This is a genomic window from Thermococcus sp. M36, assembly GCF_012027355.1.
Classification (GTDB): domain Archaea; phylum Methanobacteriota_B; class Thermococci; order Thermococcales; family Thermococcaceae; genus Thermococcus.
In genome coordinates, this window is record NZ_SNUH01000001.1 from 124,284 (window position 1) to 141,882 (window position 17,599).

The window sequence follows — 17,599 nt, forward strand, 5'->3', positions numbered from 1 at the left end:
AGACTCAGACCTTCAAAAACTTCGCGTTTATCGCGACTATTACCGTGCTCAAGCTCATTAACAAAGCACCTACCGCTGGACTTAATAGTATTCCATAGTTGTAAAGCGTCCCTGCTGCCAGAGGAATTGCGAAGGCATTGTAGCCGGTTGCCCAGGCCAGGTTCTGCACCATCTTCCTGTACGTTGCCCTCGCGAGGTGTATGCCAGTTATAACGTCCCTCGGGTCGTTCTTGACGAGGATTATGTCGGCACTCTCTATTGCCACGTCGGTTCCCGCACCGATCGCTATGCCCACATCGGCCTGTATCAGCGCCGGGGCGTCGTTTATACCGTCGCCGACCATGGCCACGGTGTAGCCTTGCTCCTGAAGCTCCTTAACCTTCTCCGACTTCTGGTGCGGCAGAACCTCGGCGAAGAAGCCGTCGAGGCCGAGCTCTTCAGCCACCCACTTCGCAACCTTGGCGTTGTCGCCGGTGAGCATGTAGGCCTTGATCCCCATTTCGTGGAGCTTCTCAACGGCCTCCCTGGACTCGGGCCTTATCCTGTCGGCCAGTGCCATGGCACCGACGAGCTTTTCGTCGATGACGAGAAAGACAACGGTCTTGCCCTGTTCAAGGACTTCCTTAACGCGCTCGTTCTCCCTCCAGAGGCCCTTCTCCTTCAGGAAGCCGGGACTGACGACGAGGACTTCCCTTCCGTTGATAACTCCCTGGACGCCCTTGCCCGGAAGAACCTTCGATTCGCTGACCTCGTAGGCCTCAAGGCCGAGCTCTTTGGCCTTCTCGACTATTCCCTGGGCTATCGGGTGGCTGGAGTGGGCTTCGAGGGCGGCGGCGTACTTCAGAATCTCCTCCTCGCCCAGTTCGTCCAGCGGGATTATGTCAGTAACCTCAAACTTACCCTCGGTCAGCGTTCCTGTCTTGTCGAAGACAACGACCCGCACGTCCTTGGCCCTCTCAAATGCCTCCCTGTTCCTGATGAGGATTCCCTTCTTGGCTGAGATTGATGTCGAGACCGAAACTACGAGCGGAACTGCCAGTCCCAGGGCGTGCGGGCACGTTATGACCATGACAGTAACCATTCTCTCGAGAGCGAAGACGAAGGGCTTTCCCAAGTAGAGCCACGTACCGAGCGTTACCGTTCCCGCGGTTATGGCTATGAGCGTGAGGTAGAAGGCAGCCCTGTTCGCCAAATCCTGCGTCCTTGAGCGGGTCTCCTGGGCCTGCCTGACGAGCTCAACAACCTGCATCAGGTAGGTGTCCTTTCCAGTCTTTTCTATCCTGACTTTTATCGCGCCCTCAAGGTTTATGGAACCGCCAATGACAGTGTCGCCGGGCTTTTTGTAGACGGGCTTTGACTCACCGGTGAGCATTGACTCGTTTACACTGGTTTCTCCCTCGATGATGACGCCGTCGGAGGGTATCTTTTCACCGGGTTTTACGAGGACGATGTCACCTTTCTTCAGCTCGCTGACTGGGATGTCTTTTATCCCGTCGGGGGTCACTAGGTGAGCCTCCGTCGGCATGAGTTTTATGAGCTCCTCCAGAGCCCGCGATGCTCCAAGGACGGAGCGCATCTCGATGTAGTGGCCAAGGAGCATGATGTCAATAAGCGTAGCCAGCTCCCAATAGAAGGTCTTTCCTGGCAGGCCGAACGTTACCGCAACGCTGTAGAAGAATGCAACCGTGATTGCCAGCGCTATCAGCGTCATCATGCCCGGCAGTTTTTTCTTCAGCTCGTCTCTCATGCCCGTGAGGAACGGCCAACCGCCGTAGAAGTACACTACCGATGAGAGCACGAACAGGACGTAGTGGTCTCCCCTGAACGTAAACGTGAAGCCCAGGAAGTTCTGGATCAGGGGAGAGAGCAGCAGTATCGGGATCGTGAGTATCGCAGAAATGATGAACCTCTTCTTGAAGTCCTCCATCATCATCCTGTGGTGCTCCGCGTGGGAGTGCTTGTGCCCTTCGTGGCCTTCATGTTCATGTCCGTGTTTGTGACCGTGACCTTCGTGTTCATGTTCCATGTGTTTGTGTCCCTTATGTTCGGTGTGTTCTTCATGCGTGTGGGCCTCGTGGGCGCCCATTTCATGTCCCTCGTGTTCCATATGTTCGTGCATGTCGTGGGCGTGCTCCTCATGCCCCTCTCCATGCGTGTGGTTCTTTTCCATTTCCCCGTGCACATGGTTACCGTGCACCTTTTCCTTCTCATCCATATTCAACACCATAAAGAAGTTACTAACACAGGAATATTTAGCCTTTTTTACTTAAAAAATGGAAGACTCCCAAAAACAGACCATAACGCGGAGAAAAAACACAAAATCCTCATCCTTTCATCATGTCCTCGATTTCCTTCAGCCTCTTTGCAGGTTCGAGATCCTCACCGGCGGATGAGCTCATGAGCCCCTCAGCCATCTCCACAGTCTCGGCGTCGAACTCACCCGAGAGTATGCTCTCGCTGGTGAGGTCTATCATGGTGTTGAGGGCCTCCTCGAGGTTTTCGACCTTCCCCATGGCCTTCTCGAACTCGACCTGCATCTTTGCCACGTCCTCTGCTCCTGGCCCTTCGGCTATGCTCCTGACAACGTCTTTGCTGAACTGAATGAAGTCGGCTGAGACCTTCACCAGCTCCCTCTGTATTTCTGCCTCCTCCATGAGGAGGAGAAGCCTCTTTGCCTGCTTTACCCTCTGCTCAAGGGTGAGGTACTTGACGGCGCTCCTCTTCAGTAGGGTTTCGTCACCGAGCTTCGCAGCCTCCTTTCCCTGGAGAAAAATCTTGTGCTTCAGATTCTCAAGGTTGTTTATGTACTGCTTGAGGGCCATCTTGGCCTTCCTCATGCGTATCTTCCTCTCAATCTCCTTCTCTTCCCTGGATTTCCACAGCTTGATCATAACACTACCCCCGTCTAAACACAACCACAGTGATATTGTCTTCAGAGGCCTTTAAGGCCTCTCCAACCAGTCTCTCGGCGATGTCTCTCGGATCGCCGTCCGAGGTGAGTCTTCCTATCTCGCCGTCGTCTAGAACGTCGTGGAGGCCGTCTGTGCTGAGGAGCAGTACGTCGCCACCTCTCAGCTCCCACGTGTAGGTATCAACGGCCAGCTCTATCCCAAGGGCTTTTGTGAGCACGTGCCTCAGCGGATGGGTATGAACCTCCTCCTCGCCAATAACCCCTCTTTCAAGTAGCTCCCCAACGACGGAATGATCCCTCGTCCTCGTGACCACCTCACCATTCCGGACGAGGTACGCCCTGCTGTCGCCGGTGTTCGCTATCACCACCCTTCCATTTCCCACGAAGGCAGCGGTAAGCGTCGTGCCCATTTTCCCCGGCCCGGGTGACATCTCCACTATCCTGCGGTGGGCCTCCTCGTAGGCCCTTCGAAGGAGATCCTTTACCCCGTCCACTTCCATACCGCGTGTATAGCCCCTCTCAAAGGTCTCACGGAGTGCTTCAACGGCCACCTTCGAGGCCAGCTCTCCCCCCTCATGTCCCCCAAGGCCGTCGGCAACGGCCAGGAGGTAGGCGTCGCCGAGGGGCAGGATAAGGAGCGCGTCCTCGTTCCGCTCCCTCCCGCCGGGATGTGAGATGCCCCAGACGGTGCCTTCGATTCCGGTGGAGATAATCCCAGGGTAAGCCTGTCCCCCAGTCATCCCCCGAACTCCTCCGCCCACTTTTCATAGCGCTCGATGTCCTTCCTCGTCAGCGGGCTCTTTATCTTCCTGAAGGCCTCCTCAAAGTCTCTCATTTCGAGCGGCCTCGTCCTCAGCGAGCGCTTCCTTAGTTCCGTAACCGGCAGGCTGGCGAGCTTGTGGAGGTCCCTGTTCTCCTCGCGTATCATGTTCCACACAGCCTCCTGGCAGAGGTTCCTGATGTCCCTGCCAGAGTACAGTCTCCTCACACTCTCCTCCGCTATCGCGTCGAGGTCGAGCCTCGAAATGTCCAGCCCCTCAGTGTGTATCCTCACTATCGCCTTGGTGGCCTCTCTATCGGGCAGGGGCACGTAAATCCTCTTGGGAAAGCGCGAGAGCACTGCCTCATCTAAATCCCAAGGAGTATTGGTCGCCGCCAGCGTGAGGACGAGCTTTTCATCCCCTCCCTCATGGAAGCCCTCAAGCTCCGTGAGGAGCGTCGAGAGCATCCTCCTGGTCGCCTCGCTGGTGTCGTTTGAACGCCTCGTGGTCAGGGCGTCTATCTCGTCGAGGAACACTATGCTCGGTGCCTTCTCCCTCGCAACCTCGTAGAGGGCGGAAATTATCTTGCTCGACTCGCCGAAGTACTTGCTCAGGACACTTGACGCTTTGACGTTGAAGAAGGTGGCGTTTAAGCTCCCGGCGGCGGCCGAGGCGAGGAGCGTCTTACCTGTTCCGGGTGGCCCAAAGAGGAGTATGCCCCTCCACGGCTGAACTGCAGCCGGCTTTTTGAGGGCCGCTATCACAACTGTCTCCATCATGAGGAGCTTGACGTTCTCAAGGCCACCTATGTCGTCCCACGTCGTCCGGGACTTGGATATAAGCCCCAGCACGTACTCCCGGAACTGGTCCTCTTCGTCTTTCTCCTGGGTCGTGCTCTTTCCTTCGGCGCCGACAATGGCCTTTCGGCCGTATTCGCCCCTCTCTATCTGCCCAGCTACATCTTCCCACTTCTTCGCCTTCCTCAGGTAAAGCTCCCCGTTGTAGGGGACGTGCTTGGCCAGCTGTCTGAGTATGGAGGCGCACCGGAGGGCGTTCTTTTTCGCCCTCTCCATGTCTCCCGCGGCGACAGCCTTTTCAAACTCCTTCTTGGCCCTCTCGAACTCCGTAAGGAGGGGTCCCGAAAGGTCAACCGGCATGCTCACACCCCCTCAAAGCCCAGCTTTATCCTGTGCACTATTATCTCGGCCTTCTCCACGAGTTCCTCTGGGACCTCCAGGCCGTTCTCAAGGCGGAGCCTCAGTTGCTCCCTCAGAGCGAGCAGTTCATCCCTCGCGCTTCCCCTCGCGTAGTATGCCAGGTCGTCGGCGTACTTGAGCGCGTTCACAAGGTCACCGAGCCTGAGGTAGAGGAGAAACAGCTCGCCCGCGTAGTAGGCGCTCCTCGACAGGTCGTTGATTGAAACACTTTTGCTGAGGTTCTCGCGGTAGTTGGCCCCCAGGAACTCGGCTATATCCTTCTGAAGCTCCTCCACCGACTGGTAGCGCTCCTCCTTCCTCTTCGCGAGGCACTTCATCACGACCGGCTCAAGGGGCTTGGCGTCCGGGTTCAGCTGACCCGGTGGCACTGGCTCCTCAAGGGTTATCTTCGATGCCACCTCGACGAAGTCCTCGCCTTCGAAAGGAGGCTTTCCAGTCAGAAGCTCGTAGAGAACTGCGCCTATCTGCCACACATCGGTCCTCTCATCGGTGCCGCCGAAGCGAGAGCTTATCTGCTCCGGGGCGGCGTAGAGCGGCGTGAAGCTCACAGCCTGGGTCGTTCTGCTCTCCTTGAGTAGCTTGCTAAGCCCCCAGTCGCTCACCTTGGCTCTTCCGTTCTTGAGCAGGATGTTGCTCGGCTTGAGGTCGCGGTGGACTATTCCCTTTGAGTGGGCGTACTTGATACCCTCCGCGACGTCGAAGATTACCCTCGCCGCTTTTTCGGGGCTGAGGGGCTTGTCGACCCTTGCCAGACTCGTCTCGCAGTACTCCATCTCCAGGTAGGGGACAGGGAATATGTTGTAGTCGTAGAGCTCAACTATGTTCGGGTGGCTGAGGAGGGACCAGTTCCTTACCTCCCTGAGGAAGGCCTTTCCACCCGCCTCTGTCAAGCTGATGGGTATCTTAAGTGCCACGACGGTTCCGTCTTGTCTCTCCGCCCTATAAACTCTCGCGAAGCCACCCTCGCCTATGAGTTCGACGTTCCTGTACCTCGCGAAGAGCTCATCCAATGGGGTACGGGGGGTGCCGCCGGTAGAGTCCTGCCTATTCCCGGCGGGAACCGGGACTGGGGCCGGAACTGGGGTTTTGGGCTCTATCCTCGGTCTCTCGATTATTTCGGTGCTCACTTTCACCTTGGCGCTTACCATACCGGAGCGGACCACAGCCTTGGCGCTGACTCTGCCCCTTCCCCTCGGAACGGCCGTGACGGTCTGGGAGACGTACTCCCCGGGCCTGACAGCCCTGAAGTACACCCTCGTGGAGCTGAGGTCGAGATGCCTGGAGAGGTCGCCGAGGTCTATCTCGACGTTTATGGTGCCCCTGAGCAGGTTCCTAAAGCCGACCCTGACAGGTATCTCCTCACCAGCGTGGACCTTGGGGGGAAGCTCGATTATCACCGACTTGCGGAGGAGTTCCTTCATGTCCTCCTTTGGTACCGGAGGAACTGGCGGAACCGTTTTGGGATACCGCCTCTTGTACCGTTTACTCGACTTCGAAACGTCCTTGAGCAGGTGTTTTATCAGGTGTCCAAACCACATGGCTATCACGATGAATATTATGAATCCGGCCGCCCTCCCGAAAATGGCGGATACTATGACTATAAACACGAAGAGCTTGACGAGGCCCTCTATGATGTCATCGTCCATGAACCAGTGCCCCATGTGCACGCAGATCCCTCCATTCCCGCTGAGACAACCAGTTCCGGCGGTCATTTAACCCTTTTTGGTGACGTTTTGAAAGCCCGCGCGGGACTGTTTTTCACTTAAGACAAATACAGGGGGGAGGATTTATGCCAGAGTGGAGGTCACTCAGTGACGACCTCCTCGGTCTCCTCCTTCTCCCCTGTGACCTTTTCGGCCGCGCTCTCGGGCTCAAGCTCGCCCTCCTTGACCGCCTGTATCGTCCTCATTATCTCCGCCAGCTCCTCGTCCTCCTCGAACTCGACGCCGGCCCCAAGGGCCTGGTCGGTGTAGCTGAGCATCGTGTTCAGATTCTCGTTGAGGTTCTGGGCGTCGAGCTGCATGCTAACGAGGTTCTTTTCGAGCTCCTCCGGGGACATCTTCCTCAAAAGCTCCCAGGTCGGAGTGCCCTTCAGTATGGCCTCGTTCTCCTTGATTATCAGCAGGTTGCTGACGAGCATAAGCTGTCTGTTGAGCTGAGCGTGGGTGTTCTGGAGGCTCCTCTTGCGCTGGTTGAGCGTTTTGATTTTAGTCGCTATCGTGAGTTCTTCGCTCTTACTCCTCGCATTCCTGGCCCTCTCGAAGAGAAGGGCTATTTCGCGGTCTATCTCCGCTATCTCGTTCTCAATCTTCCCTATCTGCATATCGAGCTTTACTTGGTTCTCCCTGAGCTGGTCAATCGGTATGTCCAGGGGGTTCTTCCTCCCGAAAAACCTTGAAAGGAGGCCCATCACAGTTCCTCCTCCGTCTCTTTTTCAAGTTTGGGCGACGCTATCTCCGAGGCGATCTCCTCAACGTCCGCATCGCCGGTCTCGACCCTGGCCCAGGCCTCCATGAGCTCCCTCTCGGTCTGGTCTTCCGTTCCCTCAAACTCGGCTATGTCCATCTCGAAGACCCTGTTCAGGCTATCAACCATCTCGTCGAACTCCCTGCCATCGAGGCTCACCTTGACGAGGACGCTCTCAAGCTGCTCCGGCTCGACCCTGGCGAGCTTGTCCCAGAGACCTATCTTCCTTAGCTCCTTCTCGTACTTCTTGACGACTATCAGGTTCTTGACGAAGGTGTACTGCTTCTGTGCCGTCGTGAAGTCCCTCAGCTTGAGCTTCTGCTCCATATCAAGGCTTTTGATTTCCTGCGCGAGCATCTTCTTCTTGAGCACGTCCGCCCCGATGCCCTCCTGGAAGAGCTGCTTCTTTTTCTTCTCTATGCGCTCGATTTCTTTCTTCGTCCTCTCAAGCCTGTTCCTGAGGCGTATCTCTTCCTCCTGAAGCTCCCTCAAGGAGAGCTTTTCAATCGGGTTTTTCCTAAACCTGTCGAATATTCCCATCACCATCACCTCACTTCCGTATCAGCACGAGTCCGAACCCGTCTATGTATTTCACCACGTGGCCATCGCGGCCGATTTCATAGAACGCCCTCCTCACGTACTCCTCCTCCCCGCATTCGAGGCACTCGCTGAGCGGCAGGTAGTCCCTGCCCTCAAGCTTTTTCCTCACGCACTCCCTGACCTTTGCGTACATCTCCTCATCGAGCTCAAGGCGCACCAGGGGGACGAGTGCCTTGGCGTAGCGGTCGTTGGGGTTGTGAATTATCTCGCCGCTCTCCGTATCGAGGAGTATCAGCGAGACGTTCTCCGAGTAGAAGTTCCTGTGGAAGTCCTCCGATGAGACGTATCTCCTCACCCTCTCCTCGAAGCCGAGGGGAGAGGCTATAACGAGGACCGTTCTAGTGCCCCCTTTCGAGTCCCTCGCATCGATGAGGTGCACATTGATCTCCGCCAGGGTAAGAGGATCCGTGTCGAGGCCGAGCTCCGCCAGCCTTTCGACCCTCGTCAGGTAAATTCCCCTAACGAGTATCCGCTCCTTCCTTCCGAGAAGCTTCTTCTCCTTCAGGGTTATCTCAACGTACCTGTTTTCCGGCAGGTTCTTGAGGGACTTCTCGTCAAGCTTTCCGACAAATCTTGATGTGTCCTCACCCTTCTTCTCCTCAAGGCTCTCAACGGAGTAGGTTTTGCCGAGGAGCCGCACTTCCCTTGCGAATTTGCTCTTCATCCTGCCCACGAAGTTCAGCTCCCCTATCCTCGCCTCGTCCCTGAGAACCAGGCGGGAGCCCTTCTCAACCTTGCCAGACATCGCGAGGATTTCCTCTATCTTGCCCTTCAGCAGTCTCTCCTTCTCCGACAGCTCAAGCTCCCTCTTCCTGAGCTCCATCTCCTTGGATTTCAGCTCAAGCTCTCTCCTGCGTATCCTCTCCTCAAGGAGCCTTGCCTCGCGCAGAGCCCCCTCCCTCGCCCTCGCAAGCTCCTCCTCAAGTTTTTTCCTCAGCTCTTCATCCTTAAGCTCCATGAGCCTCCTGGCGAGCTCCGCCTTCTCGCGCTCGAACCTCTCGATCAGCTCCTCCTTTTCCCTGCGGAGCCTCTCTATCTCCTCCAGGCTCGATGCCGACAGCTCTTCCTCAAGCTTTCTGCGCTCCTCCTCGAAGAACTCCACCATCTCGGCTATCCTCTTCTTCAGCTCTCTAACTTTGGCCTCGTAGGCTTTCCTCACCGCCTCGACTTCCTCCCTCTTTTCGCGCTCCCACTCCTCCATCAGCGTCCTGAACCAGCCGTACCTGCTGGCCTCGTTTATGGCGGCATCGATTTTCTCGCGGTAGGCCTTCCACGTCCTCTTGAGGTGGTACCTGAGCGTCAGCTTTATCTCGGGGTCTTCCAGCTGCTCCTCTATCCACTTGTCCATCCCGAGGTAGTAGGTCTTGAGGAGCTGGATCGTCTCCTCGTCCCTGCGGTAAAGCTTTCCGAGGATGTCCTCCTTCGTGGTTATCTCAAAGACGTTGTACTTCAGTATCTCGTCCATCAGTCGTATCTCGCGCTCCGAAAAGCGCTCCTCTGCCGGCGGGAACTCCTCTCCCTTCTTCCAGAAGCTCCACGCGAGAACCGCCAGGGCCGCCTCGAACTTTGCCCTGAATGCAGTATCAAGGTCGCTGAGGAAGTCCCCGCACTCGCCTTCGAGGTAGAGGGAGTAGGACTCAAGAACCCGCTCCCAGAGCCCCTTTCTAGTCTCGAAGCTCTCCACGAGTACGTCCCTTCCCTGTTTTAGGGCCCTTTCGGCCGGCCTGAGGAGCTTCCTCACGCAGTCGGGGTTCCCCTCGTTGAAGATCACCATGGTACCACCTCACAGAAGCAGTGAGAGCTCCCTCTCGATTTTCTTCGCCATGTCTTCAACCGCACTGCCGTAACCCTCTACGAGCACCCTGACGGCCGTTTCTCCGCCTTCCTCTTCAACGGACACCGTTATCTCCAGCCTGCCCTTCTTCGTGTAGGCCATGTACTTCGAAACGCTCCCCTCACTGGAGACGTAGTAGGCGCCGAACTTCGAGAGGACGTACCTAAGGAGCTTGGCCACGACTGTGGGTTCCTCTTCAGTTAGCCGCTCTATCTCAACCCTCCTAGGGGTTACCTTCGACCCTATGTCCTCGGGCTTTATGCTGTACACCCTCACCTTGCCCTCGGTCGGTGGGTCGAGTTTCGACAGCAACTCTTCAGCGAACTCAGACACGTCGGGTGAGTCAACTATGAAAGAAATTCCCTTAACCTTTGATACCCTGACCCGATTTGACCACTTGTCAATTAGGTACTCGACGCGCTTCCTCTCGGCATCGTTCTCATACATGACCACGAACAGGTGTGCCACAGCACTCACCTCTCATCTTTTCCTCTAATGTGTGCTGGGCTCTGGGAGTATATAATGTTTTCGGCGTTTTGGAGAAAAGTTTGATATCGTGAAATTTTCCACTTTGTCAAATACTAGAAAACAGGAGGAGAAATGCATAAGGAAAATCAAACCCTGTCAACGACGCCCTTCAGTATATCCTCGACCTTCGCCGCGACCTCAAGCAGCTCGTCGTTCCCGGTTACGCTCATTGCGACCGTCGGGAGCAGCAGGCTCACGTAGGTCTTCCCTTCCTTCACGTACACCACGATATTGCAGGGCAGGAAGGTACCGCTGTTGATGTCTATTCCGATGAGTTGGCTCGAGTAGTTCGGGTTGCAGGCACCGAGTATGACATATGGCTCCATGTCAAGGTTGAGCTTCTCCTTGAAGAGGCTGTCAACCCTTATCTCGCTGAGGACCCCGAAGCCCTCCTTCTTCAGCTCCTCCTTGACCTTCGCCACAGTCTCATCGAAACCGGTTTCAACCTCCTTGACATAGGCGTACTCCTTCTTGGGTTCCTCCATTCCGTGCATTCTGTGGTGACCCTTTCCCATGCCCTTCATTCCCTTGCCGTGGCCTTTACAGCCTCCTTTCATTTTCCCTTTGCCATTCATTCCCTTCATGCCTTCCATCTTTTCGTGGCCCTTCATTCCGCCTTTCTCCATTTCATTCATTTCACCTTTCATCTTGAATCACCTTTTCTTTTGTCAGTGCTTACTCTACTGGAGGAGATAAGAGGCTTGTCCTTCACAAGATGAAAATGTAGGAGGGCAAAAATTAACAAAATTAAGGTGATTCTTTAAGTCCTTTATAAACCGCCTTCAGAAACAGACCGAGGCCAATGGTTGAGGTGGCCAGTGCTACCGGGACGTTGACCCCCAACCAGACATTCATGAAAGGAGCGTAGGTGAGCACAGCAAAAAGCGGCATCAGGAGGGGCATGAGATATCTGCCTGTCTTTATCTCCCGGTAACTGGAGAAAAAGCTCTCCCCTTTGAGTCTTCTCAGGGCGTAGAGGGCAACTCCTATGAGTGGTGGGAGAATGAGGACTGAAAACGGAACGGCCAGAACCGTAAAGGCAGCAAAAAACAGCAGAACAGCGGTAAAAACGCCAACCTCCCATCCCCTCGGTTCAAAGCTCTCGGGGACCGATGCATGAAGAACCATATACGCCACCACCAAAGGGAGGATCGAGAGAAACACGTAGATGGCGAAGTCCCCAACACTCACCGCGTAGCCGTCCTCAAGCTTCCAGTAGGAAGCCCAGAAACCCCAGAAAATGCCGAGGAAGATAAAGAAAAGGGCAGCTTTCTTGCCCTCCCACTCGCCCAGAGCCTTTCCCGCTAGGTAGACTCCAGCAAGAACCGAGATAAGGGCGTGCCACGCCAGTGGAGTCCAGACGATGCCAAAGGGGAAATCGGCGTAAACAGTCTGAACAACAACTCCCTCCACGAGCCAGCCGAAGACCGCCCCAACGAGGAAAACCGAGTAAACGTCCCCCACCCCGAATCGGTTCACCATGAGGAGCACGAAGAAGGCCAGAACCGAATAGACAAGCCACGTCATTATGAGTCCCGAGAAGGTATCGTCCGGCCTCCACCGCGCCCAGAACATCGTCTCCGAGTAGAAGAAGAGAATGTAGCCGAGGGATAGCATCATAACAAGCCTTCTAATGATGGCCCTCTCCATAGACGTTCCTCCCGGGTTTTAATGCGATGACGATTTCGATGGGAAGCCCAAAAATCCTCCCCTTCTCCTCGCGCACCACCACAAAGCCAGTGTTCTTCACGACCTCGGCGAGATAAATCGGCCTGCAGTCCAAGTACTGAGGGAACTTCCCATGGAGCCACTCGTAGGTTCTCACCAACAATCCTCCATCCTCTTTCGACATGCTGACAACTCCAAGCCTTCCACCGGGCTTCAAAACCCTCTTAATCTCAGCTAAGATCTCTGGAATTTGGGGCGTGTCAAAGAGCTCAAGGGTGAAGCTCATGAAAACCGCATCGAACTTTTCATTTTCGTAGGGCAGCCTTGAGGCGTCGCCGCAGTACAGTTCGGCCCTCTCCAGAAGCCCGGCTTTTTTGAGCCTTTCCCTGCTGACCTCAAGCATACCGGAGGATATGTCGATTCCGTAGACCCTTCCTTCATCCTCCACAAGCTCGGCCATCTTCACCAGAGCGCGCCCGGTCCCGAAGCCGATTTCCAGAACGGTTTCTCCCCTTCTGATATCGAGAAGTTCCAGCGCCCTGTCCCGGTATCTCCCCTCTGGAAAAGCAAAGAAATCATAGAATCTGCTGATTCTGTCGTAAAGCCTCTTTGCCTGCGCTTTGGTTCGGCACACCCGTGACACTCCCGAGTTCATCCCGTTCGCCCTAGTGAAATCTTACCTTCAGGAATTATTTATGGGTTGCCCACTCCCAGAAGCCTAAACACCCGAACGCGTTCTCTTCCGGTGAACGGCTGAGAACAAAAAGCTCACCTCGGAAGCCCAAGATACCTCGGAGTTCTCTCTTTATACCTCCGATATTCTTCTCCGAAAATACGCTCAAGATACGGCTCCTCAAGCTCAACCACATACGCATGGAATCCGATGACGAACACTGCCGTGAGTAGGAGCGCGAGGAGAGATCGGCCCCTGAGCGATATTCCCAGGAAAATTAAGAACAGCCCCAGATTTTGGGGATTCCTGCTGTAGCGATATATGCCTGTGGTGACGAGCTTTGATGTGTTCAATCCGGACATTCTTTTAAATGAACGAAACTCCAGCACGCCAAGGAGCATTATTGTGAACCCCACGACAATAACCATAAAACCCCCAACCAAGGCAACCGTTGTGTTAATGGGCATCAGCCAGAGCCCCTTCAGCGATGCCCACAGTATCAGGACGAAATGGAGTATATATGATGCCCATACTGCGATGACGACATTGGTGGATAGAGTTTCCCCTTTCTCGTAGATTTTCTTTATCTCCAAAAATATATATCCATCCAGCACCAGCCAGATACCAAAGAGAGTCGCATAAAGCCAGCCCATTCTTTCCCACCCCCATCCGGACTATTTCGGGAAAAATAAACAAAAGGACGCCCGAGACACGGCATCCCTTCACCTCAGTATTCTCATCGCGTTGAAGACCGCTATGAGGGCGACGCCAACGTCTGCAAAGACTGCCTCCCACATCGTCGCCTCCCCGAGGATTCCAAGGCTTATGAAGGCCACCTTGACGCCGAGGGCGAAGACTATGTTCTGCCAGACGATTCTCTGCGTCTTCCTCGCGATCTTTATCCCCTTCGGCAGCTTGGATGGCTTGTCGTCCATTATAACCACGTCGGCGGTCTCTATCGCCGCATCGCTTCCGAGCGCGCCCATCGCAACGCCAACGTCCGCCCTGGCCAAGACGGGAGCATCGTTTATGCCGTCGCCGACGAAGACGACCTTTCCTTGGGCCTCCTTCTCAAGCTCCTCGATGACCCTTACCTTGTCCTCCGGCAACAGCTCCGCATAGAAGCCGTCGAGTCCTATCTGCCTCGCTATCTCCTCCGCGACCTCTTTGTTATCTCCCGTGACCATGACAACCTTCTTAACGCCGAGGCGCTTGAGCTCCTTAACCGCAACGGGCGCGTCCTCTTTTATTTCATCGGAGATTATTATGTAACCCGAGTACCTGCCGTTTATGACCACATGGGCAACGGTGCCCTTAACGCGGCAGGTGTCGTGCTCGATGTTGAACCTGTGGAGGAGCCTGTCGTTTCCGACCATGACCTCGACACCGTCTATCTTCGCCCTGACGCCGTGGCCGGCTATCTCCTCGTACTCCTTTATCTCCGCTTCGTTGATCTCCTTGCCGTAGGCGTCCCTTATGGCCTTGGCAATCGGGTGGTTCGAATGGGCCTCGGCCAGCGCCGCGAACCTTATTATCTCGTCCTCGCTGAAGCCGTTCCGGGTTTCCACCTTGGTAACCTTGAAGACGCCCTTGGTGAGCGTGCCGGTCTTGTCAAAGGCCACTATGCTCGCGTCCTTGAGGGCATCGAGGTAGTTGGAGCCCTTGACGAGTATCCCCTCCTTGGCGGACCGACCAATGCCGCCGAAGTAGCCGAGCGGGATTGAGAGTACGAGCGCACATGGGCACGAGATGACGAGTATCACCAGCGCCCTGTATATCCAGGGGGTAAAGGGGTCGCCGGTTACCAGCGGCGGGACTATGGCTATGAGTGCCGCTATGCCGACAACCGCGGGGGTGTAGTAGTGGGCGAAGCGCGTTATGAACTTCTCCGTCTTGGCCTTCCTCGCGCTGGCGTTCTCGACGAGCTCAAGGATGCGTGAGATGGTGGACTCGCTCAGCTCCTTGGTGACCTTCACTTTGAGGACGCCGGAGAGGTTGACCATGCCGGAAAGGATCTCCTCCCCTTCCTTCACTGTCCTCGGAACGCTCTCGCCGGTCAGGGCGGAGGTGTCAACGGTTGAGATCCCTTCGATTATCACTCCGTCAACCGGGACCCTCTCGCCGGGCTTGATGAGGATAATGTCCCCGACTTTCAGCTCCTCCGGCTTCACCCTGACGACCTCGCCGTTCCTGAGCAGGTTCGCGTACTCCGCCTTGAGGGCCAGAAGGGCCTTTATCGAGCGCCTTGACCTGTCAACGGCCATGTCCTGGAAGAACTCTCCGACGACGTAGAAGAGCATGACCGCCACTCCCTCTGGGTACTCCCTGATGAGGAACGCACCTATGGTAGCGATCGCTATCAGGAAGTTCTCGTCGAAGACGTTGCCGCGGAGGGAGTTGACCACTGCGCTTCTAAGCACCTTCCAGCCGGAGATGAAGTAGCTCACGAGGAAGATGCCGAAGACGAACGCATCGTCTATGCCGTAGTAGTAGCGCATTATTATGCCTATTGCGAAGAGGGCCAGGGAAATCCCGATTTGGTACACCGTTTTCCTGAAGTCCCCCTCGCCGTGCCCATGGCTGTGTCCGTGCCCGTGGTCGTGGCCATGTCCGTGTCCATCCTCTTCGATGACCTCAACGTCCGGCTCGACCTTCTTGATTATCTCCTTGGCCTTCTCAACGTCGCCCTCTATAACCGCCTCCTTCGTGGCGAAGTTCACAACAGCGAACTCGAAGCCCTCTTTCTTCAGGGCCTCCTCTATCTCGTAGGCGCAGCTCGCGCAGTCGAGGCCCTCAAGCTTGAGCTTCTTGGGCATTACCTCACCTCCGAGAGGTGCACCATTGCGGTTCTCAACATCTCCTTGATGTGCTCGTCGTCGAGGCGGTAGAAGACGTTCTTGCCGTCCTTGCGGTAGGCCACGATTTTCCTGTCCTTGAGAATGCGGAGCTGGTGGGAGATTGCCGAGACGGAAAGCTTGGTTATCGCCGAGAGGTCGCAGGTGCAGAGCTCTCCGGCTTCCATGAGCGCGAGCAGGATTTTAAGTCTCGTCGGGTTGCCGAGGGCGTCGAAGAAGTCCGCCATTTCAAGTATGGTCTCCTCTTCGGGGAGCTTTGACTGTGCCTCAAGCACCTTGTCAAGGTGTTCTTCATACACCTTACAGACTTCGGTCATTTTTCATCACCTCTACATTTGAGCATCTGTGCAAATGTTTATAAACCTTTGTCCGGCGGAAGACATATTTAGGAGAAGATAGCAACAGGGCATATGAAAGCCATCGTATCCCCCTCAAAGGGAACGCCCGAGGAAGCGAAGCACTTCGCCAGGCTGATGAGACTTTCCGCGCCCGAATACTTCCCGGCTTTACTCGGTCCAAAGTTCGCGGAGGTGTTTGAGAAGCTTTTCATGGAGAAGAAAAACCTCTTCAGCCACGAGCACGTCGTTTTTGCGAGGTTTGAGGGGAAGATCGCCGGTATGCTGCTGAGCTACGACTGGAGGAGCAAGAAAAAGGAAGAGACACGAACCGGCTGGCTCATGATGAAAACCCTCGGCTTCGACTTTCTCAAGCAGCTACTCGCTTTCATAAGCTCCATCTCAGGAAGCGGGAGACTTGGGGAGGGAGACTACTACATCAGCAACATCGCGGTTTATCAGGAGTTTCGGGGAAAGAAGATAGGGAAGGCACTCATGCTCGAAGCCGAGAGATTGGCCAGGGAGAGCGAAGCAAAAAGGCTGGCGCTCGATGTCGAGAGGGACAACGAAATAGCGATAGCCGTGTACAAAAAGCTCGGCTACACTATCGAGAGGGAGCACGAGATCGAGCTGGGTAGAAAGAAGTACGAGTTCTACAGAATGGTGAAGCCAACGTAGACCTTTCCAAAGTCTGCCTCTTTTGCTGCCTGATAGATCCCACACGGCCTGCAGACCACCATCAGGAAAAAGTTGGGATGAAACATAAGTAGGTTTCACTCCTAGGCTTCCGCTTCCTCTCCGGAGAGCACGTAGACGCCGATGAGCATCAGCAGGCCGAAGAGGACTTTGAGGGGCGTGAGACTCTCGCCAAGGACCAGAAATGCCAAAAATGCCCCCATTAAGGTTGAGGTTGAAAAAATCGCCCCCGTCCGCATGGCCCCGATCTCTCTGAGGGCGAAGAGAAAGAGCACGAGGGAAAAACCTATGCTAAGAGAGCCGACAGTCAGGAGGTAGGGGACGCTTTGGGCAGGGATTTCCAGAGGAACCCCTAGAAGAAACGCAAGCGAGAGGAGCGCGCTTCCACCAAAGAGGCCCTTCAAGGAAGTCACGAGAAGGAGATCGCGCTTGAGGCTAAGGAACTTGCTCAGGTTGTTATCTATGGCCCAGCAGAGGCCAGAGAAAACCACGAGGATGTTTCCAAGGAGGTTCTCGGTGAGACTCGCCTGCCCGGGGTCTTCCGTGGAGACCACCACTGCCCCGGTGAGAATGAGGAGGATTCCCAGACCCGTCCTCTTTGAGGAGCGTTCACCTAGAAAGATGATCGCTATGAGAACCGTGAACAGGGTCTCCGTGTTAAGGAGAATGGAAGCGTTCACCGCGGTGGTCCTTTCGAGGCCGATCATGTAGGAGAGAGGGGCCAGAAACGAGCCGAAGAGAATCACGAACGCCAGTATGAGTGCATCCCGCCCTGAAAAGAACTTCTGCGTTTTGGCTCCGGAGTTTAGCATATCGAGAATCCTATTTTTGAGCGGGGTGTGGCGGAGCAACATAAGGACTATTCCAGCAGTAACGTAGATGCTCCCGGCGACGACTATTGGGTGGACGTCTCTGAGGGCGAGCTTGTTAAGGGTCGAACTCAGCCCAAAAAGAAACGCCGCAAGCAGGGCCCCGACGTAGCCGTAGTGGTGGGTCATGGTAGAAGAGAAGCGAACCGGCCTTATAAAGGTAGTTCACACGAAAAAAGGAAAGGT

The 17,599-nt window shown here is 55.4% G+C and carries 17 protein-coding genes; 1 reads left to right on the top strand and 16 read right to left on the bottom strand.

Annotated features, from left to right (window positions below; genetic code table 11):
• Nucleotides 1–4: 4 nt before the first annotated feature.
• The 15 genes from E3E36_RS00680 to E3E36_RS00750 all read right to left on the bottom strand — a co-directional run bounded on the left by E3E36_RS00680 (nucleotide 5) and on the right by E3E36_RS00750 (nucleotide 15,830).
• Nucleotides 5–1,927, bottom strand: a complete 1,923-nt coding sequence (locus E3E36_RS00680) for a heavy metal translocating P-type ATPase (RefSeq protein ID WP_394353048.1) — start codon at nucleotides 1,925–1,927, stop codon at nucleotides 5–7.
• Nucleotides 1,928–2,324: 397 nt separating this feature from the next.
• Nucleotides 2,325–2,891 carry a hypothetical protein gene (locus E3E36_RS00685; RefSeq protein WP_167893541.1) on the bottom strand — a complete coding sequence of 189 codons (567 nt, stop codon included), beginning with the start codon at nucleotides 2,889–2,891 and terminating at the stop codon, nucleotides 2,325–2,327.
• 4 nt (nucleotides 2,892–2,895) lie between these two features.
• The gene (locus E3E36_RS00690) at nucleotides 2,896–3,651 is read right to left on the bottom strand and encodes a PP2C family serine/threonine-protein phosphatase (RefSeq protein ID WP_167893542.1); all 756 of its coding nucleotides are present in this window, start codon (nucleotides 3,649–3,651) and stop codon (nucleotides 2,896–2,898) included.
• A complete protein-coding gene (locus E3E36_RS00695; protein WP_167893543.1) occupies nucleotides 3,648–4,829 on the bottom strand; it encodes a 26S protease regulatory subunit in 1,182 nt (393 codons plus the stop codon). The genes E3E36_RS00690 and E3E36_RS00695 overlap by 4 nt, the downstream gene beginning before the upstream one ends.
• Before the next feature lie 2 nt (nucleotides 4,830–4,831).
• Nucleotides 4,832–6,550, bottom strand: a complete 1,719-nt coding sequence (locus E3E36_RS00700) for a serine/threonine-protein kinase (RefSeq protein ID WP_240911789.1) — start codon at nucleotides 6,548–6,550, stop codon at nucleotides 4,832–4,834.
• A gap of 143 nt (nucleotides 6,551–6,693) precedes the next feature.
• Nucleotides 6,694–7,299: a hypothetical protein gene (locus E3E36_RS00705; protein WP_167894656.1), complete on the bottom strand. Its 606-nt coding sequence runs from the start codon at nucleotides 7,297–7,299 to the stop codon at nucleotides 6,694–6,696.
• Nucleotides 7,299–7,901 carry a chromosome assembly protein gene (locus E3E36_RS00710; RefSeq protein ID WP_240911745.1) on the bottom strand — a complete coding sequence of 201 codons (603 nt, stop codon included), beginning with the start codon at nucleotides 7,899–7,901 and terminating at the stop codon, nucleotides 7,299–7,301. Before E3E36_RS00710 ends, E3E36_RS00705 begins: the two co-directional genes overlap by 1 nt.
• A 4-nt stretch (nucleotides 7,902–7,905) precedes the next feature.
• Entirely contained in the window at nucleotides 7,906–9,729 is a 1,824-nt protein-coding gene (locus E3E36_RS00715) for a hypothetical protein (RefSeq protein ID WP_167893544.1), read from the bottom strand.
• 9 nt (nucleotides 9,730–9,738) lie between these two features.
• Nucleotides 9,739–10,257 (bottom strand): hypothetical protein, encoded by a 519-nt coding sequence (locus E3E36_RS00720; RefSeq protein WP_167893545.1) that lies wholly within the window; start codon nucleotides 10,255–10,257, stop codon nucleotides 9,739–9,741.
• Nucleotides 10,258–10,403: 146 nt separating this feature from the next.
• Nucleotides 10,404–10,964, bottom strand: a complete 561-nt coding sequence (locus E3E36_RS00725; RefSeq protein ID WP_167893546.1) for a DUF302 domain-containing protein — start codon at nucleotides 10,962–10,964, stop codon at nucleotides 10,404–10,406.
• A gap of 100 nt (nucleotides 10,965–11,064) precedes the next feature.
• Nucleotides 11,065–11,967 (bottom strand): hypothetical protein, encoded by a 903-nt coding sequence (locus tag E3E36_RS00730; protein ID WP_167893547.1) that lies wholly within the window; start codon nucleotides 11,965–11,967, stop codon nucleotides 11,065–11,067.
• Nucleotides 11,948–12,619: a methyltransferase domain-containing protein gene (locus tag E3E36_RS00735; protein ID WP_342764362.1), complete on the bottom strand. Its 672-nt coding sequence runs from the start codon at nucleotides 12,617–12,619 to the stop codon at nucleotides 11,948–11,950. The genes E3E36_RS00730 and E3E36_RS00735 overlap by 20 nt, the downstream gene beginning before the upstream one ends.
• Before the next feature lie 134 nt (nucleotides 12,620–12,753).
• Nucleotides 12,754–13,311 carry an isoprenylcysteine carboxylmethyltransferase family protein gene (locus tag E3E36_RS00740; RefSeq protein WP_167893549.1) on the bottom strand — a complete coding sequence of 186 codons (558 nt, stop codon included), beginning with the start codon at nucleotides 13,309–13,311 and terminating at the stop codon, nucleotides 12,754–12,756.
• A gap of 69 nt (nucleotides 13,312–13,380) precedes the next feature.
• Nucleotides 13,381–15,474 carry a heavy metal translocating P-type ATPase gene (locus E3E36_RS00745; RefSeq protein ID WP_167893550.1) on the bottom strand — a complete coding sequence of 698 codons (2,094 nt, stop codon included), beginning with the start codon at nucleotides 15,472–15,474 and terminating at the stop codon, nucleotides 13,381–13,383.
• The gene (locus tag E3E36_RS00750; protein WP_167893551.1) at nucleotides 15,474–15,830 is read right to left on the bottom strand and encodes a helix-turn-helix transcriptional regulator; all 357 of its coding nucleotides are present in this window, start codon (nucleotides 15,828–15,830) and stop codon (nucleotides 15,474–15,476) included. The genes E3E36_RS00745 and E3E36_RS00750 overlap by 1 nt, the downstream gene beginning before the upstream one ends.
• 93 nt (nucleotides 15,831–15,923) lie before the next feature.
• On the opposite strand from E3E36_RS00750, the gene E3E36_RS00755 reads away from it, so the two are divergent.
• Nucleotides 15,924–16,526, top strand: a complete 603-nt coding sequence (locus tag E3E36_RS00755; protein ID WP_167893552.1) for an N-acetyltransferase — start codon at nucleotides 15,924–15,926, stop codon at nucleotides 16,524–16,526.
• A gap of 101 nt (nucleotides 16,527–16,627) precedes the next feature.
• Here E3E36_RS00755 and E3E36_RS00760 read toward each other — a convergent pair whose 3' ends face one another.
• Nucleotides 16,628–17,542 (bottom strand): DMT family transporter, encoded by a 915-nt coding sequence (locus E3E36_RS00760; protein ID WP_167893553.1) that lies wholly within the window; start codon nucleotides 17,540–17,542, stop codon nucleotides 16,628–16,630.
• Nucleotides 17,543–17,599: the final 57 nt, after the last annotated feature.

Coding starts and splice junctions, on each gene's coding strand:
- E3E36_RS00680 (WP_394353048.1), bottom strand. CDS start 1,927: ATGGAGGACTTCAAGAAGAGGTTCATCATTTCTGCGATACTCACGATC.
- E3E36_RS00700 (WP_240911789.1), bottom strand. CDS start 6,550: ATGGGGCACTGGTTCATGGACGATGACATCATAGAGGGCCTCGTCAAG.
- E3E36_RS00690 (WP_167893542.1), bottom strand. CDS start 3,651: ATGACTGGGGGACAGGCTTACCCTGGGATTATCTCCACCGGAATCGAA.
- E3E36_RS00745 (WP_167893550.1), bottom strand. CDS start 15,474: ATGCCCAAGAAGCTCAAGCTTGAGGGCCTCGACTGCGCGAGCTGCGCC.
- E3E36_RS00705 (WP_167894656.1), bottom strand. CDS start 7,299: ATGGGCCTCCTTTCAAGGTTTTTCGGGAGGAAGAACCCCCTGGACATA.
- E3E36_RS00725 (WP_167893546.1), bottom strand. CDS start 10,964: ATGAAAGGTGAAATGAATGAAATGGAGAAAGGCGGAATGAAGGGCCAC.
- E3E36_RS00760 (WP_167893553.1), bottom strand. CDS start 17,542: ATGACCCACCACTACGGCTACGTCGGGGCCCTGCTTGCGGCGTTTCTT.
- E3E36_RS00740 (WP_167893549.1), bottom strand. CDS start 13,311: ATGGGCTGGCTTTATGCGACTCTCTTTGGTATCTGGCTGGTGCTGGAT.
- E3E36_RS00755 (WP_167893552.1), top strand. CDS start 15,924: ATGAAAGCCATCGTATCCCCCTCAAAGGGAACGCCCGAGGAAGCGAAG.
- E3E36_RS00730 (WP_167893547.1), bottom strand. CDS start 11,967: ATGGAGAGGGCCATCATTAGAAGGCTTGTTATGATGCTATCCCTCGGC.
- E3E36_RS00695 (WP_167893543.1), bottom strand. CDS start 4,829: ATGCCGGTTGACCTTTCGGGACCCCTCCTTACGGAGTTCGAGAGGGCC.
- E3E36_RS00750 (WP_167893551.1), bottom strand. CDS start 15,830: ATGACCGAAGTCTGTAAGGTGTATGAAGAACACCTTGACAAGGTGCTT.
- E3E36_RS00710 (WP_240911745.1), bottom strand. CDS start 7,901: ATGGTGATGGGAATATTCGACAGGTTTAGGAAAAACCCGATTGAAAAG.
- E3E36_RS00715 (WP_167893544.1), bottom strand. CDS start 9,729: ATGGTGATCTTCAACGAGGGGAACCCCGACTGCGTGAGGAAGCTCCTC.
- E3E36_RS00685 (WP_167893541.1), bottom strand. CDS start 2,891: ATGATCAAGCTGTGGAAATCCAGGGAAGAGAAGGAGATTGAGAGGAAG.